Source organism: Pseudomonas sp. 3MAES_34.3B (assembly GCF_058145875.1).
The window spans coordinates 1,617,089-1,643,181 of the sequence record NZ_CM176960.1; the positions used below are offsets into that span (position 1 = coordinate 1,617,089).

21 protein-coding genes and 1 pseudogene are annotated in these 26,093 nt (G+C 65.4%); 13 read left to right on the top strand and 9 right to left on the bottom strand.

Annotation, left to right across the window (positions count from 1 at the left end; translation table 11 throughout):
* The first annotated feature begins 154 nt into the window (after positions 1-154).
* Positions 155-1,360 (top strand): aminotransferase class V-fold PLP-dependent enzyme, encoded by a 1,206-nt coding sequence (locus tag AC3Z8Y_RS07230; protein WP_490089067.1) that lies wholly within the window; start codon positions 155-157, stop codon positions 1,358-1,360.
* Positions 1,357-2,052: a tRNA (adenine(22)-N(1))-methyltransferase gene (locus AC3Z8Y_RS07235; protein ID WP_490089068.1), complete on the top strand. Its 696-nt coding sequence runs from the start codon at positions 1,357-1,359 to the stop codon at positions 2,050-2,052. The genes AC3Z8Y_RS07230 and AC3Z8Y_RS07235 overlap by 4 nt, the downstream gene beginning before the upstream one ends.
* 91 nt (positions 2,053-2,143) lie before the next feature.
* On the opposite strand, the pseudogene AC3Z8Y_RS07240 reads toward AC3Z8Y_RS07235, so the two are convergent.
* The 3 genes and pseudogenes from AC3Z8Y_RS07240 to AC3Z8Y_RS07250 form a co-directional block, all read right to left on the bottom strand.
* Positions 2,144-2,689: pseudogene (locus AC3Z8Y_RS07240) on the bottom strand (GNAT family N-acetyltransferase); the annotation flags it as partial.
* Between the two features lie 105 nt (positions 2,690-2,794).
* On the bottom strand, positions 2,795-4,201 hold the full coding sequence (locus AC3Z8Y_RS07245) for a heavy metal sensor histidine kinase (RefSeq protein WP_490089069.1): 1,407 nt from the start codon (positions 4,199-4,201) through the stop codon (positions 2,795-2,797).
* Positions 4,194-4,868 carry a heavy metal response regulator transcription factor gene (locus tag AC3Z8Y_RS07250; protein WP_490089070.1) on the bottom strand — a complete coding sequence of 225 codons (675 nt, stop codon included), beginning with the start codon at positions 4,866-4,868 and terminating at the stop codon, positions 4,194-4,196. Before AC3Z8Y_RS07250 ends, AC3Z8Y_RS07245 begins: the two co-directional genes overlap by 8 nt.
* 134 nt (positions 4,869-5,002) lie before the next feature.
* Between AC3Z8Y_RS07250 and AC3Z8Y_RS07255 the strand changes: the two genes are divergently transcribed.
* Both AC3Z8Y_RS07255 and uraH read left to right on the top strand, forming a co-directional pair.
* A complete protein-coding gene (locus AC3Z8Y_RS07255) occupies positions 5,003-5,473 on the top strand; it encodes a GlcG/HbpS family heme-binding protein (protein ID WP_490089071.1) in 471 nt (156 codons plus the stop codon).
* A 37-nt stretch (positions 5,474-5,510) separates the two neighbouring features.
* Positions 5,511-5,918, top strand: a complete 408-nt coding sequence (gene uraH, locus AC3Z8Y_RS07260; protein WP_490089072.1) for a hydroxyisourate hydrolase — start codon at positions 5,511-5,513, stop codon at positions 5,916-5,918.
* A gap of 36 nt (positions 5,919-5,954) precedes the next feature.
* Here uraH and AC3Z8Y_RS07265 read toward each other — a convergent pair whose 3' ends face one another.
* Positions 5,955-7,058 carry a Rieske 2Fe-2S domain-containing protein gene (locus tag AC3Z8Y_RS07265; protein ID WP_490089073.1) on the bottom strand — a complete coding sequence of 368 codons (1,104 nt, stop codon included), beginning with the start codon at positions 7,056-7,058 and terminating at the stop codon, positions 5,955-5,957.
* 27 nt (positions 7,059-7,085) lie between these two features.
* Complete coding sequence (locus AC3Z8Y_RS07270; protein ID WP_490089074.1) at positions 7,086-8,039, bottom strand: PDR/VanB family oxidoreductase; 954 nt, start codon at positions 8,037-8,039, stop codon at positions 7,086-7,088.
* Positions 8,040-8,207: 168 nt separating this feature from the next.
* Here AC3Z8Y_RS07270 and AC3Z8Y_RS07275 point away from each other — a divergent pair, with 168 nt between their 5' ends.
* Positions 8,208-8,666 (top strand): MarR family winged helix-turn-helix transcriptional regulator, encoded by a 459-nt coding sequence (locus AC3Z8Y_RS07275; RefSeq protein WP_490089075.1) that lies wholly within the window; start codon positions 8,208-8,210, stop codon positions 8,664-8,666.
* A 3-nt stretch (positions 8,667-8,669) separates the two neighbouring features.
* Here AC3Z8Y_RS07275 and wecB read toward each other — a convergent pair whose 3' ends face one another.
* Positions 8,670-9,794 carry a non-hydrolyzing UDP-N-acetylglucosamine 2-epimerase gene (gene wecB, locus AC3Z8Y_RS07280; protein ID WP_490089076.1) on the bottom strand — a complete coding sequence of 375 codons (1,125 nt, stop codon included), beginning with the start codon at positions 9,792-9,794 and terminating at the stop codon, positions 8,670-8,672.
* A gap of 2 nt (positions 9,795-9,796) precedes the next feature.
* Positions 9,797-11,008: a glycosyltransferase family 4 protein gene (locus AC3Z8Y_RS07285; protein ID WP_490089077.1), complete on the bottom strand. Its 1,212-nt coding sequence runs from the start codon at positions 11,006-11,008 to the stop codon at positions 9,797-9,799.
* A 158-nt stretch (positions 11,009-11,166) separates the two neighbouring features.
* Between AC3Z8Y_RS07285 and wecC the strand changes: the two genes are divergently transcribed.
* From wecC to AC3Z8Y_RS07315, 6 genes are read left to right on the top strand one after another with little or no spacing between them, the layout of a single operon-like run.
* Complete coding sequence (wecC, locus tag AC3Z8Y_RS07290) at positions 11,167-12,426, top strand: UDP-N-acetyl-D-mannosamine dehydrogenase (protein WP_490089078.1); 1,260 nt, start codon at positions 11,167-11,169, stop codon at positions 12,424-12,426.
* Complete coding sequence (locus AC3Z8Y_RS07295) at positions 12,423-13,727, top strand: nucleotide sugar dehydrogenase (protein ID WP_490089079.1); 1,305 nt, start codon at positions 12,423-12,425, stop codon at positions 13,725-13,727. Before wecC ends, AC3Z8Y_RS07295 begins: the two co-directional genes overlap by 4 nt.
* Positions 13,727-14,956: a DUF4136 domain-containing protein gene (locus AC3Z8Y_RS07300; protein ID WP_490089080.1), complete on the top strand. Its 1,230-nt coding sequence runs from the start codon at positions 13,727-13,729 to the stop codon at positions 14,954-14,956. Before AC3Z8Y_RS07295 ends, AC3Z8Y_RS07300 begins: the two co-directional genes overlap by 1 nt.
* A complete protein-coding gene (locus AC3Z8Y_RS07305; RefSeq protein WP_490089081.1) occupies positions 14,953-16,683 on the top strand; it encodes a hypothetical protein in 1,731 nt (576 codons plus the stop codon). The genes AC3Z8Y_RS07300 and AC3Z8Y_RS07305 overlap by 4 nt, the downstream gene beginning before the upstream one ends.
* Complete coding sequence (locus AC3Z8Y_RS07310) at positions 16,683-17,867, top strand: glycosyltransferase (RefSeq protein WP_490089082.1); 1,185 nt, start codon at positions 16,683-16,685, stop codon at positions 17,865-17,867. The genes AC3Z8Y_RS07305 and AC3Z8Y_RS07310 overlap by 1 nt, the downstream gene beginning before the upstream one ends.
* Positions 17,855-22,051 carry a glycosyltransferase gene (locus AC3Z8Y_RS07315; RefSeq protein ID WP_490089083.1) on the top strand — a complete coding sequence of 1,399 codons (4,197 nt, stop codon included), beginning with the start codon at positions 17,855-17,857 and terminating at the stop codon, positions 22,049-22,051. The genes AC3Z8Y_RS07310 and AC3Z8Y_RS07315 overlap by 13 nt, the downstream gene beginning before the upstream one ends.
* Before the next feature lie 81 nt (positions 22,052-22,132).
* Here AC3Z8Y_RS07315 and AC3Z8Y_RS07320 read toward each other — a convergent pair whose 3' ends face one another.
* Together AC3Z8Y_RS07320 and AC3Z8Y_RS07325 are read right to left on the bottom strand one after the other, a co-directional pair.
* Positions 22,133-23,620 carry an NAD-dependent succinate-semialdehyde dehydrogenase gene (locus AC3Z8Y_RS07320; RefSeq protein ID WP_490089084.1) on the bottom strand — a complete coding sequence of 496 codons (1,488 nt, stop codon included), beginning with the start codon at positions 23,618-23,620 and terminating at the stop codon, positions 22,133-22,135.
* A 93-nt stretch (positions 23,621-23,713) separates the two neighbouring features.
* A complete protein-coding gene (locus tag AC3Z8Y_RS07325) occupies positions 23,714-24,319 on the bottom strand; it encodes a TetR/AcrR family transcriptional regulator (RefSeq protein WP_490089085.1) in 606 nt (201 codons plus the stop codon).
* 153 nt (positions 24,320-24,472) lie between these two features.
* Between AC3Z8Y_RS07325 and AC3Z8Y_RS07330 the strand changes: the two genes are divergently transcribed.
* Both AC3Z8Y_RS07330 and AC3Z8Y_RS07335 read left to right on the top strand, forming a co-directional pair.
* On the top strand, positions 24,473-25,537 hold the full coding sequence (locus AC3Z8Y_RS07330; protein ID WP_490089086.1) for a catalase family peroxidase: 1,065 nt from the start codon (positions 24,473-24,475) through the stop codon (positions 25,535-25,537).
* Positions 25,534-26,070: a cytochrome b gene (locus tag AC3Z8Y_RS07335; RefSeq protein ID WP_490089087.1), complete on the top strand. Its 537-nt coding sequence runs from the start codon at positions 25,534-25,536 to the stop codon at positions 26,068-26,070. The genes AC3Z8Y_RS07330 and AC3Z8Y_RS07335 overlap by 4 nt, the downstream gene beginning before the upstream one ends.
* Positions 26,071-26,093 lie beyond the last annotated feature (23 nt).

Consider the following 26,093-nt stretch of genomic DNA (forward strand, 5'->3'; position numbering starts at 1 on the left):
GCCGGGTGTGGCCTGGATAACCTTCGAAGTAGTTATCGTCGCTTTCGGCGTTTGCTTAAGGGTGAGCGGGTGCCGTTGATCGGATGCAAACGGGCTTGCGCATCCTGCCGCGCGAGCCGATGCTTCGAACCCTCATTGTCAGGAAGGCAGGCGTATGGCAAACACGGTGAAGACCCCGGACCAACTGGCTACGGATGAAGCCTGGTGGGCCGACATTGCGGCGCGCTATCCGGAACGTGATGGGCCGATCAACCTGGAAAACGGCTATTTCGGGCAGATGACGCACAATGCCCTTCACGCCTATGAAGGCGCCATCAGGGAGGTCAACCGAAGGAACGCCGTACAGGTTCGGCGCGAGTTCGACGAGTACCAGCTGCTCGACATTCGCCTGCAACTGGCAGAGCTTATGGGCCTGCCTGCAGCGAGCCTGGCGTTCGCGCGCAGTGCCTCCGAGGCGCTGTATTCCCTGATCCGGAACTACAGCCGGCTCAAGCCGGGGGATCAGGTATTGATCAGCGACCTGGATTACCGGTCGGTACAGGGCGCGTTCAGCTGGCTGCAGGCCGCCAGAGGCGTGGAGCTGGTCAGGATCGCTCATCCCCACCCGCCCAGCCATGACGCCCTGGTGCAGGCGTACATCGACGCGTTCGAGGCGCACCCCCGGCTCAAATTGATGGCGATTACCCACGTAACCCATCGCACCGGGCTGGTAATGCCGGTGAAGGCGATCGCCCAAGCCGCCAAGGCACGCGGCATTGACGTGATCTTCGACGGCGCCCATTCGCTGGGCCAGCTGGAGGTGAACCTTGCGGACATCGGCATCGAGTTCGCGGGTTTCAACTTGCAGAAATGGATCGGCGCGCCCTTGAGCCTTGGGGTTATCCATGTACGCGAGGAGCGGCTGGGTGACTTCACACCGGACATGGGCAACCCGAGCTTTGGTGCCGATGACGTTCGGTGCCTGGCACCCTATGGCACGCCCAACGTGCCGGCGCTGATGGCGCTTCCCACTGTGTTTGCCGAGCACCAGACCATCGGCGGCTGGGCGGTGAAAGGTGCGCGCCTGCGCTACCTGCGCAACCTCTGGGTAACCGAAGCCCGCAAGCTGCCCGGCATCGAAGTACTCACCCCGGATGATCCCCGGTTGTATTGCGGCATCACGGCGTTCAGGTTCGTTGATGCAGCGGACCAGCAGGCGCAGGTAGAGCGGTTGCTCAATGAGTTCAACGTGTTTACCGTGCTGCGCGAGGGGGCGGCGTGCGGCCCCTGCATCAGGGTAACGCCTGGCTTCACCACCACCGAGAGCGATATGAAGCAGTTGATCGAAGCCCTGCGGGCGATGACAAGGGGCAACGGTTGAACGAACATACATTGTCCATGCGGCTGGAGCGTGTGGCGGCGCTGGTGCCGGCCGGGGCTCGCCTGGCCGACATTGGTTCGGACCATGCCTACCTGCCCGTGGCTTTGATGCGACGCGGTGTGATCACGGCAGCGGTGGCGGGGGAGATCGCGGCCACTCCGTTTCGCGCGGCTGAACGCACCGTGCGCGATAACGGCCTGGGCGAGGGCATCACCGTGCGCCTGGCTGATGGGCTGGCGGCCATCGAGCCGAATGACGCAATCTCAGCCATCACGTTTTGCGGGATGGGCGGCGAGACGATTCGCGACATCCTTGAAGCAGGCAAGGCGCGTTTGAGCGGCGCCGAGCGCTTGATCCTGCAACCCAACGGCGGCGAACAGCCCTTGCGTGAGTGGCTGATGGTCAATGGCTATTCCATCCTCCACGAAGAAGTGCTGCGGGAAAACCGCTTCGACTACGAAATCATCGTGGCCGAACGCGTTGGCCCTGTAGCCTACACGCCCGAAGAACTCTACTTCGGCCCATTGCACCTGCGGGCGCGCAGCCCGGCATTCCTGGCGAAGTGGCAACGCAAGCTGCGCCTCCAACAGCGCACCTTGGCCAACTTCGCCCGGGCGAGGCAGGCGGTGCCCGAGGATAAACTGCAAAGCGTCACACGCCAGGTGCGCTGGATCAAAGAGGTGCTGGCGTAACGGGGTTGAATCGAGCACCTTCTGGAAGCCGTTCGCGAGCTACGCCTGCGGCTCCGCCGGATGGCCGGCGCCGTTGCTCCTGCAGCGGCCGCGAATGTTCGCGCAGCCATTCTTCGCGGGTAAGCTCCCAGGTTTCCTTGAGCATCGGGCCGCCTACAAAGCTTCCCTCGCATACATCGACCTTGCGCATGCCCTCGCGCTCCGAAACTCTGCGGGACGCATGGTTGCCCGCCGCCTTGGGCACCTGCATCAGCGGGCGCTTCAAGGTTTCGAACCAATAGGCGTTGATCACTTCGCAGGCCTCGCGTATGTAACCTTTGCCCTGCCAGGGCGGGCTGAGCCAGAAGCCTCTGTGGTTACCGGGCTGATCGTACAGGCAGATGCTGCCGATGCTGTGAGCGGGGTCTGCGGCAAGGCGAAGCATCCAGTGCCATTCCTGGCCAGCCTCAATGGCCGGAAGGGCAACGTCGCGCACGTACGTCAGCGCGCCGTCATCCGGGTAGGGCCAGGGCACCCGGCTGTCCAGGTAGCGCACCACGTCCCAGTGAGGAAAGTGGCGTTGGATATCGGGCGCATCGCTCAGTTGCAGAGGGGTGAGCAGCAGACGCTCCGTGTGAAAAGTGGGGTGGCTTTCCATTGCGCGGGTTCCTTCGCGAAAGGGGCAGTTCGATGCCCACTTTCGCAGAACCCCTGCCTGTATTTCAAAGGTTGGGATAAAGGCCCTGCGCCGGACTTGCATCCTTCAGGGGCCTGCGGCTGCGGGGAAATGCAACGAAGCCTCGGTAACCCCGTGCTCGCTGCGCAGGGCCGCATGCCCGTCGTGCAACGCCATGATCGACTGCACGATCGCCAGGCCCAGGCCGCCCGAGTCACCAGGGTCGGTACGGGTTTCGTCGGCGCGGTAGAAGCGCTCGAACAGCCGCGGTATCACGGCGGGTGGCAGTGTTTCCCCCCGGTTCATCACCACCAGGCGGGTTTCGTCGCCAAGCCGCTCGCTGCGCAGCTCCACCGTGCTACCTGGGGTGGCATGTTTTACCGCGTTGGCGAGTAGGTTGCCCAACGCCCGCTGCAGCAGTGGAAGGTCTGCCTGGAGCGCGCCGCTCATGGTGTTGTGCAAGCTAAGGTTGCGGTCCTCGGCCAGCGCTTCAAAGTACTCGCACAGCTCGTCGCCCAGCTGCTGCAAGTCCACCGGCTGGCGAACGATGGGGCAGTCCCCGTGATCGGCCCGCGCCAGGAACAACAGGTTGGCGACCATCCGGTTGAGCCGCTCGAATTCCTCTACGTTGGAGGCAAGCAGGTCTTGGTATTCGGTGACCGAGCGGGCCTGGTTGAGCATCTGGCCGTTGCTGGTGAGCAAGGTGTGCAACGGCGTACGCATTTCGTGCGCCAGGTCTGCGGAAAACTGTGACAGGCGGGCGAAGCTGTCATCCAGGCGATCCAGCATGCCGTTGAGGGCTTGCACGGGCTCGTACAATTCCTGAGGTATTTGCGCCACGCTCAGCCGTTGCCCAAGGGTACGCGGGCTGATGCCGGCCACTTGCACGGCAATCGCCCGTACCGGCCTCAAGGCGCGGCGCAACACCAGCACGCCCAGCAACAGCGCCAACAACGCGCCAAGGCCCACCGCGGCGTAGATCCGCAGGCGGTAGCTGGCCAGCATCGCGGTGCGTTCATCCAGGCGTTTGCCAACCGTCACCCGCAGCCGTTCACCGTTGCGCCCCGTGCCATCACCCGCCAACAGCAGCAAGCCGCTGTCGCTGTCGGGCTGCCATGTAACAACATGCTCTCGGCGCGGCGCCTGGTTTACCGCCAGCGCCTGCAGAGCAGGGATGGCGTCTGCATGCGGGTTGATGGCGATGATATCGGCCTGGGCATCCCTTCCTACCAGCAACAGGCTGTCCCGGTTGCCCAGCATGTTCTGATACAGCCGTGGGCGCGCCTGCAAGGCACTGAGGTCATCGCTGTCCTGAAGCAACGCCCGCACTTGCTCCAGCCGGCCCATCAGGGCCATGTCGTCGCGGTAGGCCAGTTCGGCTTCCAGGCTGCGGTACAGGAACCACCCCGAGAAGGCGAGCACCCCGGCGCAAGTGACCGCCACGCCAAGCGCGGCGCGCCAGATCAACGATGCCCGACGGCCAGGGTCACTCATCGCTGGCCTCCAGCTGATAGCCGATGCCGCGCACGGTATGAATGAGCTTGGGGGAAAAGGGGTCGTCCAGCTTCGCCCGCAGCCGCCGTACCGCCACGTCCACCATGTTGGTATCGCTGTCGAAATTGAGGTTCCACACATGGGAGGCAATGAAGGTGCGCGACAACACCTCCCCGCGCCGGCTGACCAGCAGGTGCAGCAAGGCGAACTCCTTGTTGGTGAGGACGAGCCGCTGGCCGCTGCGGGTTACCCGGCGGCGCATCACGTCCAGCTCCAGGTCGGCGACCCGGTACTGTTCCAGCTCACGGGGCGGGCCGCGGCGTAGCAGGGTGCGCACGCGGGCGAGCAGTTCGATAAAGGCAAATGGCTTGACCAGGTAGTCGTCCGCGCCGCGCTCAAGCCCCTTGACCCGGTCTTCCACGGAATCGCGCGCGGTGAGAAACAGCACGGGTGTGTCCCCGCGCTGGCGCACCAGCTTGAGCAACTGCCAGCCATCGAGGCCCGGCAGCATTACGTCGAGAATGATCAGGTCGTAATCGGCCTCTTCGATGAAGTGGCGGCCATCGAGCCCGTCGAGCGCAACGTCCACGGCGTAGCCGGCCTCGGTCAAGCCCTTGGCCAGGAAATGCGCCGTCTTGGGCTCGTCTTCTACCAGTAATACACGCATGGCTACCTCGCTTGCAGTACGCATAGGCTATGCGGACTAGGCGCCGTTTCCCATTACAAACTTGTAATCCGTGTGACGGAATCGAGAGCGGGGCAGGGGGTTAGGGTAGGTGCAGCCCAACCAAGGAGCCTGCAATGACCCCTATCAAAACCCTTTGCCTCGGCCTGTTGACGCTGGTTGCCGCCCAGGCCCAGGCGGCCTTGCCCCAGCAGCCGGAACTGGACCTGGCCACGGCTCGACGCCTTGCCGACGCTGCGCCGTGCACTGCTGCAATCGCCGCGCTGGACCGTGGCGGCAACCTGTTGCTGATCCAGCGCGACCGCAACACCGGGCCGCATAACGCGGACGCCGCCCGGCGCAAGGCGTACACCGCCCTGTCCACCAAAACGCCCACCCGAGCCCTGGCCGAGAAAGCCGCACAAAACCCTGAAACCGCCAACCTGAATACATTCCCCGAGCTGCTGCTGCTCGGCGGCGGCGTGCCGCTGTACCAAGGCGCGGACCTGGTCGGTGCGCTCGGTGTTGCCGGTGCCGGCGGGCCTGCCCCGGACGAGCGCTGCGCAATGGACGCCGCCGCCAAGGTCGGCCTGGCCACTCATCCCTGAACCTTTGTTTCCACCTTCACTACAAGGAAGCCTCAGCATGAAACTTCGCACCCTGGCCTGCTCCCTGGCCCTGACCAGCCTTGCCGGCCTCGCCAACGCCGCGCCGAACCCACTGAGCGTTCACGTGCTCAACCTGCAAACCGGCACCCCTTCGGCGGGCATCCAGGTCACCCTGGAACGCCACACCGGTGCCAGCTGGCAGGCGCTGGCCCAAGGCACCACCAACGAACAGGGCCGCATCCCCGAACTGTTCCCGGCCAACATGGCGATCGACAAGGGTGAGTACCGCGTGGTGTTCAAGACCGGCGAGTACTACCAGAAGCTGCACCAGGACACCTTCTTCCCGGAAATCCCGGTGATCTTCGAAGTGCGCCAGACGGACCAGCACTACCACATCCCGCTGCTGCTCAGCCCGTACGGCTTCAGCACCTATCGCGGGTCGTAGTCACCATTTGTTGTGCGGGCGCCAGCTCGCGAAGGATCACGTGTCCAGCTTGGAAGCGCGTTCCTGAACGCCCTGGCGAAGCTGTTCGATGATCCGTCGCGCGCGGTTGGCGCCCACGTCCACGTGGATGTCCACCATCGGCAACTGGCCGAAATCGAGCATGTTCCTGTACTGCGCCTCGATCACCACCTTGTCTTCGTCGAAGGTCATCCTGGTCTGGTCTACAACCTTGGCCTTGACCTCGTCATGGTTGCTTTGCGGGTTGGTGGCCATCGTCCAGAAGTAGTGGCTGGTGGTGTCGGTTTCGGGTGTTACGCCATGGAAGCCGCGCATATGGAAACCGCCCCGGGCCGGGTCATCGAGCGAATCGGTACCTACGTCCACGGCACCGGTCCAGATACGCAGGTGGCTGACGCAAAATTCGATCTCCTGCCAGCGGTCTACGTTGCCTTTGAAGGGGTACGCCGCGGTATAGGTGGGCGGTGGGACCGAGTCGGGCAGATGGCGGGTTACCCGCACGGAGCGCTCGTCGCTGGTTACCCGCACCTGGGCATTCATGTGGATGCTGGCGTTGCCGCCGATGGTGCGCAGGTGCACGTAACCCAGGTGGCTCAGGTCCAGCAGGTTGTCGTGGATAAGCTGGTAGGGGGCATCGTAGTGGTACACGTCGCCGTCGAACAGGTAGGCGGGGTTGGTGTGGAATTCATACGCCGGCGGTTCATGGTCGGGAGCCGGGCGAGACGCGCTGCCAAACCAGATCCAGATGATCTTGTTCCGTTCGCGCACGTGATGGGCGCCAACCCGGGCCTTGCTGGGGACCTTGGCCTGGCCGGGTACCTCCAGGCATTGCCCGGCCCCGTCGAACAGCAGGCCATGGTAGCCGCAGCGCAGCCCGCGTGCTTCCAGCGTGCCCTGGGACAACGGCAGCGCCCGATGGCAACAGCGATCGTCGAGCGCCGCTGGCGTGCCGTCAGCCGTACGGAACAGCACAATCGGCCTGTTCAACAATGTGCGGGCGAGGGGCTTGTGCTCAAGCTCCCACGCCAGGGCGGCCACATACCATTGATCGAGCGGGAACGCGGGCAGGGCCGCGGGCGTACCCGCGTCATAAGCCAGCGGTTGGGCGGTTGAAGCGCTCATGAACATCTCCTGTATCGGTTTTTATTGTCAGAGGTCCAGCACCAGGCGAGGGCTGCGCGCGCGGGAGCAACAGACGGCGAAACGGTCGTTCGCCGCGTGTTCGTCGGCGGTCATGAACTGGTCGCGGTGGTCCGGCTCGCCTTCCAACAGCGGCGTGATGCAGGCGCCACAGATGCCTTGCTCACACGAGCTGTCCACGTCGATGCCATTGCGCAGCAGCACCTCCAGTACCGTTTCGTCGCAGGGTACTTCGAGCACTTTTCCGGACCGGGCGAGGTGGATGTCGAACGGAGCGTCCCCTGCCTGAACCTGCGGGGCGGCGGCAAAATCTTCCCGGTGGATCTGATGGTCGGCCCAGCCGCAGGCCTTGGCGCTGGCTTCCACGAACGCCATGAAGCCAGCCGGCCCGCAGGTGTACAGCTGATCGCCAGGTTGTGGCGTTGCCAGTACGCGCTGCGCATCGAGCCGCTGCGAGGGTGGGCCATTGTCCACATGGACGTGCAGGTGATGGGCAAGCGTTGAGGCCTTCAGGTGGTCGACAAAGGCCAGGCGGCCCAGGTCGCGGCCGCAGTAATGCAGTTCGAACGTCTTGCCGGCCGCTTGCAGCACATGGGCCATTGCCAGCAACGGCGTGATGCCGATACCACCCGCTAGCAACAAGTAACGGGTGGCGGTAAGGTCCAGCTCGAACAGGTTACGGGGCAGGCCGACCGATAACTGTGTGCCTTCTTCAATCCGTTGATGCAGGTGCTTCGAGCCACCCCGCGAGGCTGGCTCCTCAAGTACTGCAATCATATAGCGGTGGCGCTCGTGGGGCGGGTTGCACAGCGAATACTGGCGGATCAGCCCGGGGCCCAGGTGCACGTCGATATGCGCGCCAGCGGTAAACGGCGGCAGCTCGGCTTGATCGAGGGGCACCAGTTCGAAGCTGCACACGCCTTGGGCTTCGATGATTTTGCGGCTTACGCGAACTTCAAGCATGAGTGGACCCCCACAGGGATAGCGGGCGCGGCATGGCAGTCAACCTCGGATTATTATTGTTCGGCCCGGTGCGTTTATGATGCGGCTCGGGTCATTGCCTGGAATTCATCCTATCTCATTTAGTTGCGGTGTCAACCAATTGGTCGCGCCGTTCAGGAACCTTTCGTCATGCCTCATGCCCCCCTGGACCTGGAGCGCTATGTTCCGGCCCTGCTGACGTTCCTTACCAACAAGCTGTCCAGCAGCGCCTCGGCGTGCTACCGCAAGCACTACGGTATCGGCATCGTGGAATGGCGGGTGCTGGCCATGTTGGCGGTGGAAAACCACATCACCGCCAACCGGGTAGGGCAGGTGATCGGGTTGGACAAGAGTGCGATCAGCCGCTCGTTGCAAGCGCTGGAGCGGGACGGGTACGTGACCAGCGAAGTCGACGCAAAAGATGCGCGCCGCTACACCGTGTCCCTTACCCCGAGTGGTCGGCAATTGCATGACCGGGTGCTGGAAACGGCGGTGCGGCGCGAAGAGGTGTTGTTGGCGGACCTGTCGGAGCACGAGGTCGATACGTTGATCGACCTGCTGCACCGCATGAGCCGCCAGCTCGAGAAGGTGAACGCGGTGGAGCCGTGACTGCTAGGTCGGCGGCAAGCGGGTGAGTGTCGCGAAATGCCGGAGCAGCACCTCGACGATCCGCTGCGCGCTTTGTCCATCGCCGTAGGGGCTTACCGGCTGCGCAAGGGTGTGGTGCAGGGGGCGGTCGTCGAGCAGCGCCTGGGCTTGTTGCACAATCGTCTGTGGCGCGGTGCCCACCAGCCGCGCCACGCCCAGGGCAACCGCTTCGGGGCGTTCGGTTTTCTCCCGCAGTACCAGCGTGGGAATGCCCATCGCAGGCGCCTCCTCCTGAATGCCGCCCGAGTCGCTGATCACCAGATAGGCGCGTTGCATCAGTGAGGTGAACACCGGGTAAGCCAGCGGTTCGCATAGCTGGATATTGGCCACGGCATCGAGCAGCGGGTACACGGTGTCGCGCACGGCGGGGTTAGGGTGCACGGGGAACACGACATGGATATCCGGGTTGCGCTCGGCCAGCGTGCTCAATGCACGGCACACGCCGTGGAGCACCTCGCCAAAGTTCTCGCGACGGTGCAAGGTCACCAACAGCAGGCGCTTGCCCCTGGGCAGCTCCAGGTGGGCGGGCAGCGGCGCGCGCTGGACCTGCGCCATCGCGTCGATACCCGTATTGCCGGTGAGGTGAATGGTGTGTGGCGCGATACCCTCGCGCAGCAGGTTGTCCACCGCGCATGGCGTGGGCGCGAAGTGCCAGCGGGCCAGGCGGCTGGCGAGCTGGCGGTTGCCTTCCTCGGGGAAGGGCGCGCCAAGGTCGTGGGTGCGCAGCCCGGCTTCCACATGGCCGAAGGGAATGCCCAGGTAAAAGCTCGCCAGGCCGGCGCACACCACACTGGTGGTGTCGCCCTGAGCGAGCACAACGTCGGGCAACACCTTATGCAGCACCGCGTCCAGACCCTCGAGCAGGCGCGCGGTGAGCTGTGCGAGGCTTTGCCCGGGCCGCATGCAATCGAGCGCGATGTCCACGTCGATGCCCAGGGTCGACAGGGCCTGGTCGAGCATCTCGCGGTGCTGCCCGCTGATCACTACCCGGCACACTGCTCCCTCGGTGGCGCGCAGTGCACGGATCACGGGCGCCATCTTGATCGCTTCAGGGCGTGTGCCGATCACGCACAGTACCGTGGGGGCCATGGTCATTCCTTCCATTGAGTGGACGTAGGCAGCCCTGGGGTAGCGGTAGCGGCGGCAATCACTTCGCCGGCCATCCGTTGCATGATGCTGCCGCGGTCAAAGCGCCGGGTGAAGGCGCGGACGTTCGAACGCCGCAGGGGCAGCGCCTCGAGTGCAGCCACCGCGCCTTGGCAATCGTTGGGGGTGAAGAGCGCGGCGTTCGAATGGTGTTCGCGAATGAACCGGCCTGCCCAGCCCCCCGCACCTGCCCACAAAGGCTTGCCGGAGGCAATGTACTCGAACAGTTTGGAGGGCAGCACCAGGTCGCAGCTTCGCCACGTGGCCAGGTGCAGGAACAACACGTCGGCGCGCTGGTAAATGCCTGGCAACTGCTCTCTTGGCACAGGTGCCATCAACTCCACGTTGTTGACGCCGTGGCGCAACAGGGCTTCGCGCAGGGCTTTGACACCGTTGCCGTCGCCATACAGGCGAAAGTGCACCCCGCAGCCCAGCCGCGCGGCAAGCGGCGGAACGATGGCATGCAATGCCTGAGCGGCGCCGATATTGCCCGCGTATACCACTTGCAGCACGGGGCCAGGGGCGCAGGCCTCCACAGGTGGCGGTTCGGGTAGGCGGAAGAGTTCATCCACCCCATTGGTATGGAAGGAAAACACCTGGCCGGGGTAGCGGCGGGTGAAATGCTCGGCAAAGCCGCCGGAGTTGAGGTTCACCCGGCAGGCCGTGGTGAGCGGATAGCGCTCGATGCGTTCCAGTAGCCAGCGCAAGGGGCCACGCAGCAGGCGTGGGAACAGCTCCGGCAGGTTTTGCGAGAAAATGTCCCGGATATCCAGGTACAGCGGCGCGCGTTGACGCCGCGCAATACGCGCGCCCAGCACGGCGGTCATGATCCTCGACGAAGTGGCCACTACCAGGTCGTACTGCTGCGCCTGGGCCGCCGCCTGCGCGCCTTGGAAGTACCGTAACGCCGCGTGGGCCTGGCCAAACAGCCCGCCCCGCCGCCGTGGTAGCTCCAGCCGGCGAAGGGTGAGCCGCTCGCCGTGCTCCAGCGCGGGCGCTTCGGGGTGGAAGGTCGAATAGCGGTTGGGGCAGGTGGTGATGATGTCCAGCTGCAGCCGCTCGCCGGAAGCCAACAACGCCTGGGCCAACGCCTGGGATCGAAATGAACAGGCACTCAGGTCCGGCGGGTAGTGGAACGACAGGAACAGGATTCTCACACCAGCCCTCATACAGATGGATCAACGGTGCATGTGCATGCCCCCAGCGTAGGTGATGTGCTGGCAAGCCACCACCTGAACGGGTGCAAGCTGCTGAGAGGCGGCTATGCTCAGCAGGGATGGAGCACGAAGTACCTGGCCGTAACGGGGGCGAACGGATGCACAAACGGGTAACCCTGGTAGGCCTTGGGTATGTGGGCTTGCCACTGGCGGCTTTTCTGGCGTCCCGAGGTTTCGCGGTAAAAGGGGTGGACACTGACCCCTATGTCGTCGCCCGCGTGAATGCGGGTGATACCTGTACCACTGAACCTGGCCTGGACGCGTTGGTGCGCCAGGCCGTGGCCAGCGCAACCTTGCAGGCCAGCGTGAGCATGGTGCCCGGCGAGGTCTACCTCATCGCTGTGCCTACGCCCCTGACCGCGCAACGTACCCCCGACCTGCGCCATGTGTACGACGCCATCGATCGCATCGCGCCGCTGTTGAAGGCGGGCGACCTGCTGATCATCGAATCCACCTGTCCCGTCGGCACCACCGGGCAGGTGGCCCAGCGGCTGGCCAACCGGCGGCCCGATCTGCATTTTCCCCCGGGCACGGCGGCACAGGTGCACATCGCCTATTGCCCGGAGCGGGTATTGCCCGGCAATGCCCTGCGTGAACTGGCCGGCAACGAGCGGGTCATCGGCGGCCTTGGCGCCGGCTGCGCGGAGGCGGCGGCGAACTTCTATCGCACCTTCGTGGACGCACCCTGCCTGACCACCGACAGCCGAACGGCCGAAATGTGCAAGCTGGCGGAGAACAGTTTTCGCGACGTCAACATTGCCTTTGCCAACGAACTGTCGATGCTGTGCGAACGCCTTGGCGTGGATGCCCGTACCTTGATCGGGTTTGCCAACCGTCATCCGCGGGTGGCCATTCTCGAACCGGGCCCTGGTGTGGGCGGGCACTGTGTGGCAGTGGACCCGTGGTTTCTGCATCAGGCGGCCCCCGACCTGGCGACCCTGATCGGCACGGCGCGGCGGGTGAACGACAGCAAGCCGGCGTGGGTGGTGGCGCAGGTGGAACAGGCCGTGGCGCAATTGCGGGAGGAGGGCGTGAAAGCGCCCCGCATCGCCTGCCTGGGCCTGACCTTCAAGGCCGATATCGATGACCTTCGCGAAAGCCCGGCGCTGGCGATTGCCAGCCAGCTGGCCCAGCGGTTCCCGGACTGCGTGTATGCCGTCGAGCCCCATTTGCACACACTACCGTTGCCCCTTGGCCACCTGGTGCGGCTGGTGGACGCGCGGCAGGCCCATGAATGCGAAGTGCTGGTGCGGCTGGTGAACCATCGACAGTTTCGCGAGCAGCCGGTGCAACTCGCCCCGCGCCAGCGCCTGGTCGATGCGTGCGGCAACAGCCCACTGCCCGGAGAACACTCATGAAAACCCGCCTGCTCGCCCGCCTGAATGCCCGCAGCGCCGTGATCGGGGTGATTGGCCTGGGGTATGTGGGCCTGCCGCTGGCACTGCGTTATGCCCAGGCAGGTTACCGTGTAATCGGCCTGGACACCGATCAGCAACGGGTAGATTGCCTGAACACCGGCCACAGCTACATCAGCCATATCGCTGACGCTCAGGTGCACGCCGGGCTGGAGCAGGGGCTGCGGGCAAGTACAGCCTTCGCTAATGTCGCGGACGTGGATGCGCTCATCATCTGCGTGCCCACCCCCTTGACCCGCTTGCGCGAACCCGACCTCAGCCACGTGCTGGGCGCCCTGGATCAGAGCCTGCCGTACATCCGTGCCGGGCAGGTGATCTCGCTGGAAAGCACCACCTATCCTGGTACCACCGAAGAGCAGCTGCTGCCACTGCTGGCCGGGACCGGGCTGGCGGTAGGCCGTGAGGTTTTCCTGGTGTACTCGCCAGAGCGTGAGGATCCCGGTAACGCGCTGTTCAGCACGCGCTCGATTCCCAAGTTGTGCGCTGGCGCGACCCCCGATTGCCGCGACGTTGGCGTGGCCCTCTATGCCGGTGTGATCGATAAGGTGGTGCCGATGTCCAGCACCCGCGCGGCCGAGATGACCAAGCTACTGGAAAACATCCATCGGGCCGTGAACATCGGGCTGGTCAACGAAATGAAGATCGTGGCGGACAAGATGGGCATCGACATCCATGAAGTGATTCGCGCCGCCGCCACCAAACCCTTTGGCTTCGTGCCCTATTACCCCGGCCCCGGCCTGGGGGGTCACTGTATACCGATCGACCCCTTTTACCTCACCTGGAAGGCCCGTGAGTATGGGGTGCACACGCGCTTTATCGAACTGGCGGGCGAGGTGAACGCGACCATGCCCGAGTACGTGATCAACAAGCTCATCGGCGCGCTGAACGCGCGGAAGAAAGCCGTGAATGGCAGCTGCATTCTTGTGGTGGGCATTGCATACAAGAAGAACGTGGATGACCTGCGCGAGTCGCCCGCGTTGTTCATCATGGAGCGGCTGAGCGAACTGGGTGCCTCGATCGCCTACAGCGACCCCTACATCCCGCACTTTTCCGGCACCCCGCGATGGCCGGTGCGGCTGGGCTCACAACCGCTGGATGCGCAAACATTGGAAAGCTTCGACTGCGTACTGATCGCCACGGACCATGATTGCATCGACTACCGCGCGATCGCCCGGGCGGCCCCCTTGATTGTCGACTGCCGGGGGCGGTACGCCGAGCCGGCCCCGCATATTTGCAAAGCCTGATGGCTTCCACCCCCCGCAACCCTGGCCTGCCTCGTGCGCACGCCCCACCGTGGGCCAAAGCCATCAACACGGCCTTGCTGGCGCGGCTGCGCGGGCGCCTGGCCGCGGCGATGGCCAGGGGCCGAACGTGCCTGGGGCCACGGGGGCAGGTGTATATGTTCCTGCCCATCAATGGCGCGGGCCTCGGGCACCTCACCCGGTGCCTGGCCATCGCCCGCCAGTTGCGCCTGCGACAGCCCGACGCCCAGGTGATTTTCGTGACCACCAGCATTGCCGTGCCGTTAGTGCAGCAGTTCGGGTTCATTTGCCACCACATCACGCCCTTCAGCCTTTCAGGGCTGGACGTTCGTGCCTGGAACGGGCTGCTGGCCCACACCCTGCACCGGCTCATGGCGCTGTATCGCCCGTCGGTGTTCCTGTTCGACGGCAGTGCTCCCTATGCCGGGTTGCGCCGGGCAATGCGTCGGCATCGGGCGGTGCGCTATGTGTGGTTGCGCCGTGCCGGCTACAAGGCCCACGTGGACCTGGCCAGCCTGGGGCGCGATCAACGGCTGTTTGAGCGTATACTTGTGCCCGCTGAAGCCTTCGCTGCACCGGCCTGCGCCGACGATGGGCGCGTGACGCCTATTGCCCCGGTGCTGATGCTTGCCCCCACTGAGCGCCTTGCGCCCGCCGATGCCGCCCGCGCGCTGGGTGTGGAGGCTGATTTCGCGACCGGCAAGCGGTTTGCGTATGTGCAACTGGGGGCCGGCAATATCGACGACCCACGGGGCCAGCGGGAGGCCATTGTGGCCCATCTGGAGGCGCTGGGTTTCGCGGTTGTGGTGGGCGAGTCGCCAATCGCGCTGGGCGTTCAACCGTTTGCCATTCGCCGCCAGGGCACGGCGCGCCAGGTGCGGGATTACCCCAACAGCCGCTACTTCGCGCTGTTCGAGTTCGCCGTGCTCGCAGGTGGCTACAACTCAGTGTGCGAGGCCGTTGCCATGGGGTTGCCGGCGATCTTTGTGCCCAACCCGCATACCGTGGCCGACGATCAACTGGCGCGGGTGATGGGCGCGTGTGCCAGCGGTATTCACGAGGTACTCGCCACCCCGGCGGACACATTCCCCCAGGCCCTGGCGCGTTTGCTGGCGCGCCTGCGGCAGCAACCGGCACCGGCGCCCCTGGCATTCGAGGGCGCCCGGCAGGCCGCCGAGTTGCTGCTGGCCCTGGCAGAGGCGCGTGCATGAACACTCATGGCGTGCTGGCCTGGTTGCTTGCTCTGGGGCAGCGTATTTTCGCAGTGGCGCCACAGGCGACTGTACGTTGCGCGCTGTGTTCGGTGGCCAGCCAGTTGCTGATGGCCGTAGCGGCCTTTCTGCCCTTCAGGGCGTTGTCACTGGCCGTGCAAGACGTGAACGCGGTTTACATCTGGCATGCCGGGCCTATGGAACGCAGGGTGCTGATCATTGTGTTGTGCCTGCTGGCGTTTGCCTGCTACGCCTTGCACCTGCTGTGCAAGCGCCACTCGCAGCAGTGCGTGGCAGACGGCGCGAGCGCCCTGATGCAACACACCCACAAGCTGGGCCTGTTCGACAAGCAGGACGCGATTGCCGAAGACGGCTACCGGCAATTTTCCCAAGCCCTGGCCAGCCTGGTGATCGGCCTGGTGTGCCTGGGCCTGTTGGCCGGCTGGAACCGCCCCCTGCTGTGGGGTGTGGTGGCCTACATGGGGTTGGTGCTTCCGCTGGTGCCGTGGGTGCTGCGCTCGGCACGCCGCCGGCAATGGCTGGACCAGCGCCTGGAGCCGGTACTGGAAACCCTCGGCGGGCTGGGCTTCATCAGCAGCTTCGTGTACCTGGTAATAGAGTTTATCGGCACCCGTCACGCACTGATGCTCGGCGTGGGTAGCTTGATCGTCGTGCGGCAATATTTCCGCAGCCTGGTGGGGCTTCTGCGCGCGGGTGTAGCGTTGTGGCAAAAGCGGCTGCAACTGAGCGCCTTGTTTTTCCACCATCAGGTGCTGATCGAGGACAGCCAGGCCGAGGACTTCTGGCAGCTGTTTGCGCCCCAAAGGCGTGATGCCGAAGTGCGGGACGTACTGCGGCGAGTGCTCGGTGATCGGTGTGCGGTTGAACATATCGGGTGGCGGGCGTCGGGCACCCTGGATATCGTGGCGCTCACGGTGAACGTAACCCTGGACGGGCAGCCCCGCGTCCTCTGCCTGCGGCTGTTCAACCACACCCGCGTTGGCCTGGCGCGGCATGAGGCGGCGCTGTTGTGCACTGCGGTCGACCTGCCGCCGTCCGGTTTTATCGGGGCTGCGCACCTGCGCAGTGGCACCCATTGCCACGTGTTCGACATCACCGGCTACCACGTGGTGGAAGGCAAGGCGCTGGCTGCGGCCATGACCCAACTTCGCCGCCAGTTGCTCTACCGCGAACCCTCGGCGGAACTGGTGAGTACTTACGGCCGCTCCAAGTCCTACCTGTGGCAACGGCTCACGCCTGACATGGCTACCCGCTTGCGGGACGTGCTCGGTGCCAACGAGCACGACGCCCGGCTGCTGCAATTCGAGCACGAGCTGCCAGGCATCGTTGCCCAGTTACGCCGCTTGCCCCTGGGTTTTGCCCAACCCGGCACTGGCAAGCACACCGTGCTATGCAATGCGCGAGGGCGGGCACTGCTGTGCAGTTGGGACCGTTGGCTGCTCGATAGCCTGGGTGTCGATTGGCCCGCCGACAACGACGCGCGCCTCGATCAGCTGCAAGCCGCGATGGCCGATGCCGCCGCGCAGCGCAGCGACCTGCCCCTTGCGGTTATTCCCGTGGCCCGGCTGTGTGCGCTGCTCGGCGCCTTCGAGCAGCGTTACAAACGGCAGGACTATCAAGTGGCGCTGCACCTGCTGGTACGCGCGATGGAGCAGCACCAAGCCCTGGATAGGAAACCCGCGCCCACCCGACAAGGAGTGCTGTGATGGCCAGGATTGCCATGCTGGTATGGAACGACTTTCGTCACGATGCGCGGGTGCTCAAGGAAGCGCAAACCCTGGTGGGCGCGGGTCATGAGGTGACCGTGCATGCATTGATGGCGCCCGGCATAACCCCGGCCGAGCAACAATTAGCGCCCGGCTTTTATGTCCGGCGCCTGCCGCGCTCGCCATGGGAAGCCGCGCGGCCGGGGCGCACCGGGCGGCTGGGCCTGGCCTGGAAGGTCGCCACGCGTGTGCTCACCCACCTGCGCTTCGGCTGGCGGCTGGCTCGGCAGCCGGTGGACGTGGTGCATGCGCACGACGTGAATGTGTTGCCTACCGCCTGGCTGGCCGCGCGCCTGAGCGGGGCAAGGATCGTCTACGACGCCCATGAGATCAGCACCAGCCGCGAGGGTTACCGCGGCATTCGGCGCCTGGTGGGCGGGATAGAAAAGCACCTGATGCCACGGGTCGATGCCACCCTGACCACTACCACGGCCCGGGCCAAATTCTTCGCCCGCGCCTATGGCGTAGCGCGCCCGCTGGTGTTGCAGAACCGGCCAAGGCTAAGCGCCTTGCCAGGTAGCCAATGCCTGCGCGAGCAGCTGCGATTGCCCTGTGCCTGGCCGATCATTCTCTATCAAGGCGGGTTGCAGCAGGGGCGGGGCCTGGAACGGTTGGTGATGGCCATGGCCCAGGTGCCGCACGCCTACCTGGTGATGATCGGGGGCGGGCGCCTGGAGCCGCGGCTACGGCAGCTCGCCGAGGCGCCGGCCCTTGACGGCCGGGTGCACTTCATTCCCACCGTGGCACTGGCCGAGTTGCCGGTCTACACCGCGGCCGCCGACATCGGCGTGCAACCCATCCTCAATACCTGCCTGAACCACGCCACCACCGATTCCAACAAACTGTTCGAATACATCATGGCCGGGTTGCCAGTGGTGGCCAGCGACCTGCCGGAGATCCGCGCCGTGCTGCGCCGTTATCAGGTGGGCGAAGTGGTGAACCCGGGCGTGCCGGAAGCGTTGAGCGACGCTCTGCGCCGCCTTGTGCAGGAGCCCGAACTGCGCCGGCGCTACCGCGATAACGCATTGCTGGCGCGCCAGCACCTCAATTGGGAAAGCCAGGAGGCCGGTTTGCTAAACCTCTATGCCACAGTGCTCGGGGAACCCTTGCCATGCCGGCCCTGAGCACCGTGGCACGCTGGTTGCCGGCGCGTTTCTGGCGCCTGCTCGGGCGGGGCGCGCGTGCGCTGCGCCGGCACCACGTGGCGGCCTGGGCGTTCCGCGTCGCGGCCCGTATCGCGCCACAACGCGCGGCGCATCACCACGACCTCGGTACCGCGCTGGCGACACTCAAGCGCAATCAGGCGGCAATCCAGGCGTTTCGCCAGGCACTGCTCCTGGACCCCACCCTGGGGCGCAGCCACCGAGCGTTGGGGCGCATGCACCGCCGGCTGTCTCAACACGCGGACGCCGCCCGCGCCTTTTCCCAGGCCGTGACGTTGCTGGCAGACGATGCGGAGCTGTTTCACGACCTGGGCGCCAGCCTGTCAGAACTCGGGCGGCATGATGGCGCTGCCCATGCGTTTGCCGAGGCCGTGCGCCTGCGGCCTGGCCACCCGGGCTGGTACCGGTCGCTGGGCCGCGCCTTGCGTGCGTGCGGCCAGCATGGCGAAGCGGCCAACGCCCTGGCCGAGGTCAGCGCGCGCCGGCCAGGCGACGTGCAGTCGCACTTCGAGCTGGCCCGTGAATGGCTGGCGTGTGCCCGCTACGATCGAGCCCTCGAACCCCTGCACCACGCCCTGAGGCTGCAACCGGGCCATGCCGACAGCGCGCTCGCCTGGCGAACGTGCCTGGCGGCACTGGGCTGGCGATTACCGGCCACCCTCCCTACCGAAGACCTGCCGGCGATCGAACAGGTAACACTGAGTGGGGGCTGGCGCGCCCGGGTGATGGCCAGCCCCCATGAATGGGTATGCCTGAGCGCGGAGGACGCGCCGGAGGCCAGCGTGCTGCAGGCGTTGGCTCGGCGCGTGGAGGAGGGCACGGGGTTGGCAACCGTGGGGGATGACGCCACCGGGCCGCTGCTGTGCCGCACCGCGCTGCTGCAAGCCTGCCTGCCTGGCCTGCCGGATACTTTGGAGCCCCACGACCTCGGCCCGTGGTTACGCACGCGCCTGCGCCATCGCTCTCTGTGCGCCCCCACGGCGCTGCCCACGCCACGAATGCCGCCAGCGGGCAGCTTGGTGTGGGTTATTCACAGTGATGCCACCCATGCCCAAGGCCTGGCAAACAACTACCAGCAGCTGGGTTACCAGCCTCGCCTGATCGCCTGCCATGACCTGCCGCCCAGCCTTGAAGCGTTACGTCGGCAGGCGCTGGCCCAACTGCCGGTGGTGGTGCATGACATCAGCGGCCAGGCTTCCCTGCTGGGCGTTGCATTGAGTGGCTTGCGCGTTACCCTGATCAGCGAAATCGGAGCGCCTCAGGCCTCCGCTGGCCTGGGTTACCGCAGCACGGGGGCACCTGCTGCACAGGGGGAGATCGACTACCTGCAAGCCAACCTCGGCGAGGGCGACTCTCTGGCGCGTGTGATCCGCGCGGCGCATTACCGGGTGGGCTGTGTGGTGGGGGGCGGCATCGGCAATATGGTGCAGTGCTCGCCGGCCATTCGACACCTGGCCAGCACCCTCGATCAACCGGTGGACCTGCTGCTGACCGAAGACGCGCCCGGTTGTATTCAGCTGTTCGCCGGTGCGCCCTGGGTGGCCACCGTGTTCTCGAGGGCCGCCGATGCTCAGGCGGTGGCGTTTGATCTGCTGGTGATTCTGGACCCCTTCAGCCATGAGTTGCCGCCGTTGCAGGCCGACCGCCTGGCGGTGCCACGCCTGACCCTGCCCCTGGCCGCCATGCAACACGTGCACGAAGCCGAATACCACCTCAAGGGGCTGCGGGACACGCTAGGCATCCCTTATGAGGCCGGAGACATCGGCCAGTATTTTGTTGGCCGCCATACCCGGCAACCGGGGCTTTCCCGCCGGGTGGGCCTGCACGCCGGCTGCAAGGCGGGGCGCTGGCGGGCCAAGCGCTGGCCGTATTTCGAGCCGTTGGCGCGGCAACTGACTGCCGCGGGGCTGGAAGTCGTCTGTATAGGTGGCCCCGAGGAAGCAGTGCCCGGCACGCTGGATTGCACTGGCCAGCCGTTGCAGGCCAGCATCCAAACCATTGCAAGCTGTGGCTATTTCATCTCCAACGACAGCGGCCTGATGCACATTGCCGACGCGCTCGGCATACCCCTCACGAGTGTATTCGGGCCGTCCTCGGTAACGAAGAACGGCCCCTTGGCCGGCTCCAGCCAAGTGGTGCAGTTGCACAAAGCCTGCGCCCCTTGCCAATTCGATACCGCGCGTTTGAAGGGCTGCAAATGTATCGGGGACATCAGCCTGGAGGCGGTGTGGAGCAAGGTTGTACTGCATTTGCGCAGCCTTCCGGCCTTCAGCGACCTGCGCCTGGGCCTCTCGCCAACACCGCCCGCGGTAGCCGCTACGCTGATTTATCCGCCCAGCCCGGCGCCGACAGGCTACTCCACTGAACACATGCAGCAGCTGTTGGCCGCCCACGCCTGGCACGAAGCCCGGGCACTGCTACACACGGCGCTGAACACGGTGCCCCTGCTGCGATCGATGGGCGATGAGCCGTTCCGGCAACTGCTCCACTTCACCTGGGTGCTGGCGGCCCAACCCCAACTGGTGGCCGTGGCGGCCGGCCTGGCCCAGGCCCACCCCCGCAGCGTACTGGCCTTGTGCGAATGCGCCGCGACTGTGCTTGCGCCGCCGCAGCTCGATGCGCTGATCCTTGAGTGCGCCCGGGCGGTGCTTCCGGCCAGCGACCCGGTGCCAACCATGCGTGTGCTGCTCGCCGGCTGCAATCACGCATCGGCGTCGGCGCTGACCGCACTGCTCAGAGCCGTGGATGAGAGCCAGCACAGGCCGCTGCTGCATGATCCCTCGGTGGCCGCCGGGGTAGGCACCGCGCTGCTGGGCACCGCGCTAGGGTTCGAACTGCCCCGTAGTGGCCTGGACGACAGCCAGTTCCGTGTGCACGCCCCGCTGGAGCGGCTGATCGAAGACGCCCTGCTGCGCCAGGATCGGCCGGCCTTTATCCATTTCGTGAACACATTTCTCGATCAACAGCGCGGCGCCGAAGACCTCACCCGGCTGTTGAAGAACCTCACCCAGAACACCCGGCAGTTGCAGCTCAGGGCGGGGGAGATCCGCTACGGCCGCTTCGATCCCCATCAGGATAATCTGCTGCTGGCCATCCACCTGCACGACGCCGACGCAGTGGCCTCGAGCGCCCGCTACTGCGTACCCAACGCCACGGCTACTGTGCTGTGGAGCGCCCGCCAGCATGACTATGCCGCCCTCAACGCCACACTGGCACGATGGCTGGCCCTTGCGGGCGCCGCCCCGATGACCTTCCATGGCCGGGACCGCCTGGCGCTGTTTCAAGGGTGCGTCGACAGCCCACCACTGCCCGCCGCGCGTGACCATGGGCTGGCCTCGGTCATTCTGTGCGTGCATGCCCCTGAACCTGAACTGCTGGGCCTGGCCGTGGCCTCGGTGCTCCGGCAGACGTACCGGCAGCTGGAGCTGATCCTGGTCGACGACGGGAACGACCCCGTCGACGCCGCGCTTATCGAAAGCTTCGTCGGCCCGCGCGTGCGGGTGGTGCGCAGCCCGCAAAATGTGGGCGTGTACCGATGCCGCAACCTTGGCCTGGCGGCCGCGCGAGGGGCGTTCATCACGTTTCACGACGCAGACGATATTGCCCACCCGCAACGGATCGAGCTTCAGCTGGCAGCGCTGCTGAACACGCCCGGATGCCAACTCTGTTATGCCAGCCATATACGCTTCGATGCCCAGGGCGGCCTGCAGCTGGAAATCAACCCCGACCGGCTTAGCCTGCTGGGCGATGGTCCGGTCACGGCATTGCTGCGACGGAGCACGTTCGACGCCGTGGGGCCGTTCGAGGACGTGCGTACCCGCGGCGACATCGAGCTGCGCCAGCGCATACGCAAATGTTATGGCCCCGGGGCCGTGCTGCAACTCGAGGTCCCGTTGCTGTACTGCGCAGGGGGCGCTACTACCTTGTCCAACCGTTCCATGGCCCGCCATCGCCAGGCGATCCGCTTGCTGCGGCGTGCCTTCCATTGGCGGGCGTGGCCGACGGTAGTCGACGGTGCCTTGGTGGCCGAGCCGGTTGGGGCGCTCGCGGTGCCTTATGGGCTACGCGGTGGCCCGCAGCCGCCAAGCGCACCCGAAGGTGGCTGTGCGGCTGCGCAGAGGCAGGCGAGCGGGGAGCGGGTGTGAAAATGAACCGCTGCCGGGAATGCGGTGCCTGCCAGGCAAGCCTTTTCCAGGGAGGCGGGGGCGTATGGCGACACCCCTGTATCAGAGGCCGCCAAGGCTCACGTACTTGAGGTGCAGGTACTCGTTGATGCCGTGGGATGATCCTTCCGAGCCCAGGCCGCTGTCCTTCACACCGCCGAAGGGTGCGACTTCGGTGGTGACCAGGCCTTCGTTGATGCCCACCATCCCGCTTTCCAGCGCCCGCGACACGCGGAACACCCGGGCCAGGTCTCGGCTGTAGAAATAGGCCGCCAGGCCGAATTCCGTGCCGTTCGCGGCGTCAATCGCTTCCTGTTCGGTACTGAAGCGGAACAACGCAGCCACCGGGCCGAAGGTTTCTTCGCGGGCGATGACCATGTCAGCGGTGGCGTCCGCGATCACTGTAGGTTCGTAGAAGGTGGCGCCCAGCGACGACCGCTTGCCGCCTGCCAGTATCCGGCCGCCCTTCGCCTGCGCATCCTCGACCTGGCTTTGTACCTTGGCCACGGCCGCCTCGTTGATCAGCGGACCTTGCTGCACGCCCTGCTCGAAACCGTTGCCCACCTTGAGCGCCTGAACACGCTCGGCCAGCCGGCGGGCGAACTCATCGTAGATGCCGTCCTGCACATAGAACCGGTTGGTGCAAATGCAGGTTTGCCCGCTGTTGCGGTATTTGGAGGCCAACGCGCCTTCAATGGCCTTGTCCAGATCGGCGTCGTCGAACACGATGAAGGGCGCGTTCCCACCCAGTTCCAGCGAGAGCTTTTTCATGGTCGCGGCGGACTGCTGGTACAGCAGCTTGCCGATGCGGGTGGAACCAGTGAAGGTCAGCTTGCGCACCCGGGCATCGGAAGTGAGCTCATTACCGATAGCGGCCGCGTCGCCGGTCAGCACGTTCACCACGCCAGCGGGCACGCCTGCCTTTTCCGCCAGCACGCCCCAGAGCAAACCGCAGAACGGGGTGAATTCGGAGGGCTTGACCACGATGGTGCAGCCCGCCGCCAGGGCAGGCGCCACTTTGCGAGCGAGCATGGAGAACGGGAAGTTCCAGGGGGAGATAGCCGCGACCACCCCTACCGGTTCCCGGGTGACCTGAATCTGCCGGCCCGGCCAGGGTGACGGAATGATCTCGCCATTGACGCGGCGCGCTTCCTCGGCGAACCACTGGATGTAGTCAGCGCCCAGCTTGATTTCAGCCCGGGCTTCAGCCAGCGGCTTGCCTTGCTCCAGCGTGAGCATGGCGGCGAGCGTATCAAGGTTGTCCCGTACCGTGCGCGCCATGGCCTGCAAGCGCTCGGCCCGCTCCGCGGCTGTGGTCAGCGACCATTGGGCGAAGGCGGCGTGAGCGGCACTGATGGCGCGCTGTGTGTCCGCCGCGCCTGCCCAGGCGATAGTGCCGATCGGCTCGCCCGTGGCGGGGTCTTCAACGGTGTGAGTAGCGCCGTTATCCGCCGGGGCCCATTGCCCATCGATGAAGTTGGCTTGGCGCAGCCAGCCGTCAGCCTTGATCTGTTCGAGCGTGTTCGTTGCGTTGATCACGTGAGTAGTCATGGGATGCCTCCATTGATAATGAAATGATTAGACCGGTCGTCTAAAGTCAGGGCTCAAAAAAAGCACTCGTCAGAAGTGCTTTTCCTGAGTGTATCAGCCAGCAGCGCGCAGCAGCTGACGGGTTGCCACCATCGCCGTGTCGAACGGCAGGGTATTGCGGTTGATCTTCACCATCACGCTGGCGCCCAGCCACATCTGGTACAGGCTTTTGGCGATGTCCTCGGGTGCGTCATCCACCTTGAGCGAGCCCTCGGCCAGCCCGGCTTCGATGGCCGCCGCTAAACGCTCGGTAATGCCCGCCGTGCCGCGTTTCAAGGCCATGCGCATGGCTTCGGACAAATCAGCCACTTCAGCGCCCAGTTTCACCGCCAGGCACTTGCCCTGGCAGTCGAAGAACGATTGGTTGGCCTGCCAGCTCTCGAAGTACTTCAGCAAGCGCTCGGCCATGTTCAAGCCAGGCAGGCTCAGCGTTTGGTCGATTTCGGCGAGGTAGCCCTCGAAGTAGTCTTCGAGCAGCGCTTCGCCGAAGGCGTCCTTCGAGCTGAAATAGTGGTAGAACGAACCCTTCGGAACGCTGGCGGCAGTCAATACCTCGTTGATGCCCACCGCGGAAAACCCTTTGCCGGCCATGATGCGTTGGCCATGGGCGAGGATGCTGTCCCGAACGTCGCTGGTATGGAGTGCGTTTGATGTTTTCATGGCAGCGACATTACGCTTGATTAGACCAGTCGTCTACAGCTTTTTTGAAAATGTTTTCGGGTGGTCAGCGAATAACTGTTTGATAGCGAGCCGGGGAATAAACCAGCCTTGTGGGGCGTCCGGCTGCTGATCCCACTCAGCCCGGAGCCTTAGATGACGTCCAGACCCCCACCCCTCGGTACCGCCGCCACGCTGGCACGGTTTGGCCTGATCGCGCTGCCGGTGCTGCTACTAGGTATCACCTTCGCCTACGTGCGCGGCTGGCTGGACCCTGCTCGCCTCACCCCGGTCAAGATCGTCGATACCCTGCAAGCCAGTGGTGGCGACCATCCAGGCTACCGCCGCAACCACGCCAAAGGGGTATGCGTAACCGGTTGGTTCGAGAGCAACGGGCAACTGGCGCAAGTATCCAAGGCCGAAGTGTTCGCACCCGGGCGCACCCCGGTGGTGGGCCGGTTCGCCTTGCCGGGCGGTAACCCGTACGCGCCGGACAACAGCGTGCCCATCCGCAGCCTGGCCTTGCGCTTCACCCAGGCCGATGGGCAGCAGTGGCGTACCGGGATGAACAGCATGCCGGTGTTCCCGGTGGGCACTACCCAGGCCTTTTTCGACAGCCTGCAAGCCAGCCGCCCGGACCCCGCCACCGGCAAGCCGAACCCGGCGGCGCAGCAGGCGTTCTTTGCCAGCCATCCGGAAACCGCGGCCTTCCTGGCATGGGTAAAAACCGCCAAACCGTCCGCGAGCTTTGCCACCGAGCGCTACGACGGCCTGAATGCGTTCTATCTGGTGGCCGCAGACGGCACGCGCCAGGCGGTACGCTGGCGTGTGGTGCCTGAGGGCATTACGCCGGCGGCGAGCGCAGGGGAGGGCGCCGACTACCTTGCGCGGGATATTGAGCAACGGCTGGCCGCCGGCCCACTGCGCTGGACCTTGCAGATGACCTTCGCCAACGCTGAGGACCCCGTGGATGACGCCAGCAAGGCATGGCCGGCGGACCGCCGTACGCTCGAAGCGGGCACCCTGGTGCTGGACCGCGCCGTGGCCCAGAACGACGGCCCCTGCCGCGATATCAACTATGACCCGACCGTGTTGCCCCAGGGTATCGAAATCTCGGGCGACCCCTTGCTGCCGGCCCGCTCGGCGGCGTATGCCGATTCGTACCTGCGCCGCACCGGCGAGGTGAACAGCTTGCACGCTGCCCAGGAGCCTCGCCCATGACCAAGCCTCTTGAACACTTTGTGCCCGTGGCCCGTTGGCTGCACTGGGCGATGGCGGCAGGCCTGCTGGCGATGCTGTTCATCGGCGCCGGCATGGTCGCGTCGGTGTCGGCACGCCACGAGCAGCTGATCGAGCTGCACAAGCCGCTGGGCATTGCCCTGCTGGCGCTGGCAATCGTTCGCCTGGCCGTACGCCTGTCTACCCGCCAGCCGCCGCTGCCGGCAGATCTGCCCGCCGTTCAACGCCTGGCGGCAAAGGCTTCGCACTGGTTGTTGTATGGGTTGATGCTCAGCCTGCCGCTGCTCGGCTGGGCCATGCTGTCCGCTGCGGGCGACCCCGTCAGCCTTGGCGCGGGTATTCAATTGCCGCCGCTGCTCGCCCCGGATGCCGCCACCTTCGCGCTGCTGCGCACGGCCCATGGCTACCAGGCGTACCTGTTGTTTTGCACGGTGCTGGTTCACCTGGCGGCGGCGCTGTACCACGGCTTGATCCGCCGTGACGGGGTGCTGCGCAGCATGGCGCGCGGGCGATAGCGGGAAGGGTTGGGGGCCGGGTG

What these genes read in the sequence shown, in the direction of transcription:
- AC3Z8Y_RS07230 (WP_490089067.1), top strand. Translation starts at nt 155, where the DNA reads ATGGCAAACACGGTGAAGACCCCGGACCAACTGGCTACGGATGAAGCC.
- AC3Z8Y_RS07245 (WP_490089069.1), bottom strand. Translation starts at nt 4,201, where the DNA reads ATGAGTGACCCTGGCCGTCGGGCATCGTTGATCTGGCGCGCCGCGCTT.
- AC3Z8Y_RS07250 (WP_490089070.1), bottom strand. Translation starts at nt 4,868, where the DNA reads ATGCGTGTATTACTGGTAGAAGACGAGCCCAAGACGGCGCATTTCCTG.
- AC3Z8Y_RS07255 (WP_490089071.1), top strand. Translation starts at nt 5,003, where the DNA reads ATGACCCCTATCAAAACCCTTTGCCTCGGCCTGTTGACGCTGGTTGCC.
- uraH (WP_490089072.1), top strand. Translation starts at nt 5,511, where the DNA reads ATGAAACTTCGCACCCTGGCCTGCTCCCTGGCCCTGACCAGCCTTGCC.
- AC3Z8Y_RS07265 (WP_490089073.1), bottom strand. Translation starts at nt 7,058, where the DNA reads ATGAGCGCTTCAACCGCCCAACCGCTGGCTTATGACGCGGGTACGCCC.
- AC3Z8Y_RS07270 (WP_490089074.1), bottom strand. Translation starts at nt 8,039, where the DNA reads ATGCTTGAAGTTCGCGTAAGCCGCAAAATCATCGAAGCCCAAGGCGTG.
- AC3Z8Y_RS07275 (WP_490089075.1), top strand. Translation starts at nt 8,208, where the DNA reads ATGCCTCATGCCCCCCTGGACCTGGAGCGCTATGTTCCGGCCCTGCTG.
- wecB (WP_490089076.1), bottom strand. Translation starts at nt 9,794, where the DNA reads ATGGCCCCCACGGTACTGTGCGTGATCGGCACACGCCCTGAAGCGATC.
- wecC (WP_490089078.1), top strand. Translation starts at nt 11,167, where the DNA reads ATGCACAAACGGGTAACCCTGGTAGGCCTTGGGTATGTGGGCTTGCCA.
- AC3Z8Y_RS07295 (WP_490089079.1), top strand. Translation starts at nt 12,423, where the DNA reads ATGAAAACCCGCCTGCTCGCCCGCCTGAATGCCCGCAGCGCCGTGATC.
- AC3Z8Y_RS07300 (WP_490089080.1), top strand. Translation starts at nt 13,727, where the DNA reads ATGGCTTCCACCCCCCGCAACCCTGGCCTGCCTCGTGCGCACGCCCCA.
- AC3Z8Y_RS07305 (WP_490089081.1), top strand. Translation starts at nt 14,953, where the DNA reads ATGAACACTCATGGCGTGCTGGCCTGGTTGCTTGCTCTGGGGCAGCGT.
- AC3Z8Y_RS07310 (WP_490089082.1), top strand. Translation starts at nt 16,683, where the DNA reads ATGGCCAGGATTGCCATGCTGGTATGGAACGACTTTCGTCACGATGCG.
- AC3Z8Y_RS07315 (WP_490089083.1), top strand. Translation starts at nt 17,855, where the DNA reads ATGCCGGCCCTGAGCACCGTGGCACGCTGGTTGCCGGCGCGTTTCTGG.
- AC3Z8Y_RS07320 (WP_490089084.1), bottom strand. Translation starts at nt 23,620, where the DNA reads ATGACTACTCACGTGATCAACGCAACGAACACGCTCGAACAGATCAAG.
- AC3Z8Y_RS07325 (WP_490089085.1), bottom strand. Translation starts at nt 24,319, where the DNA reads ATGAAAACATCAAACGCACTCCATACCAGCGACGTTCGGGACAGCATC.
- AC3Z8Y_RS07330 (WP_490089086.1), top strand. Translation starts at nt 24,473, where the DNA reads ATGACGTCCAGACCCCCACCCCTCGGTACCGCCGCCACGCTGGCACGG.
- AC3Z8Y_RS07335 (WP_490089087.1), top strand. Translation starts at nt 25,534, where the DNA reads ATGACCAAGCCTCTTGAACACTTTGTGCCCGTGGCCCGTTGGCTGCAC.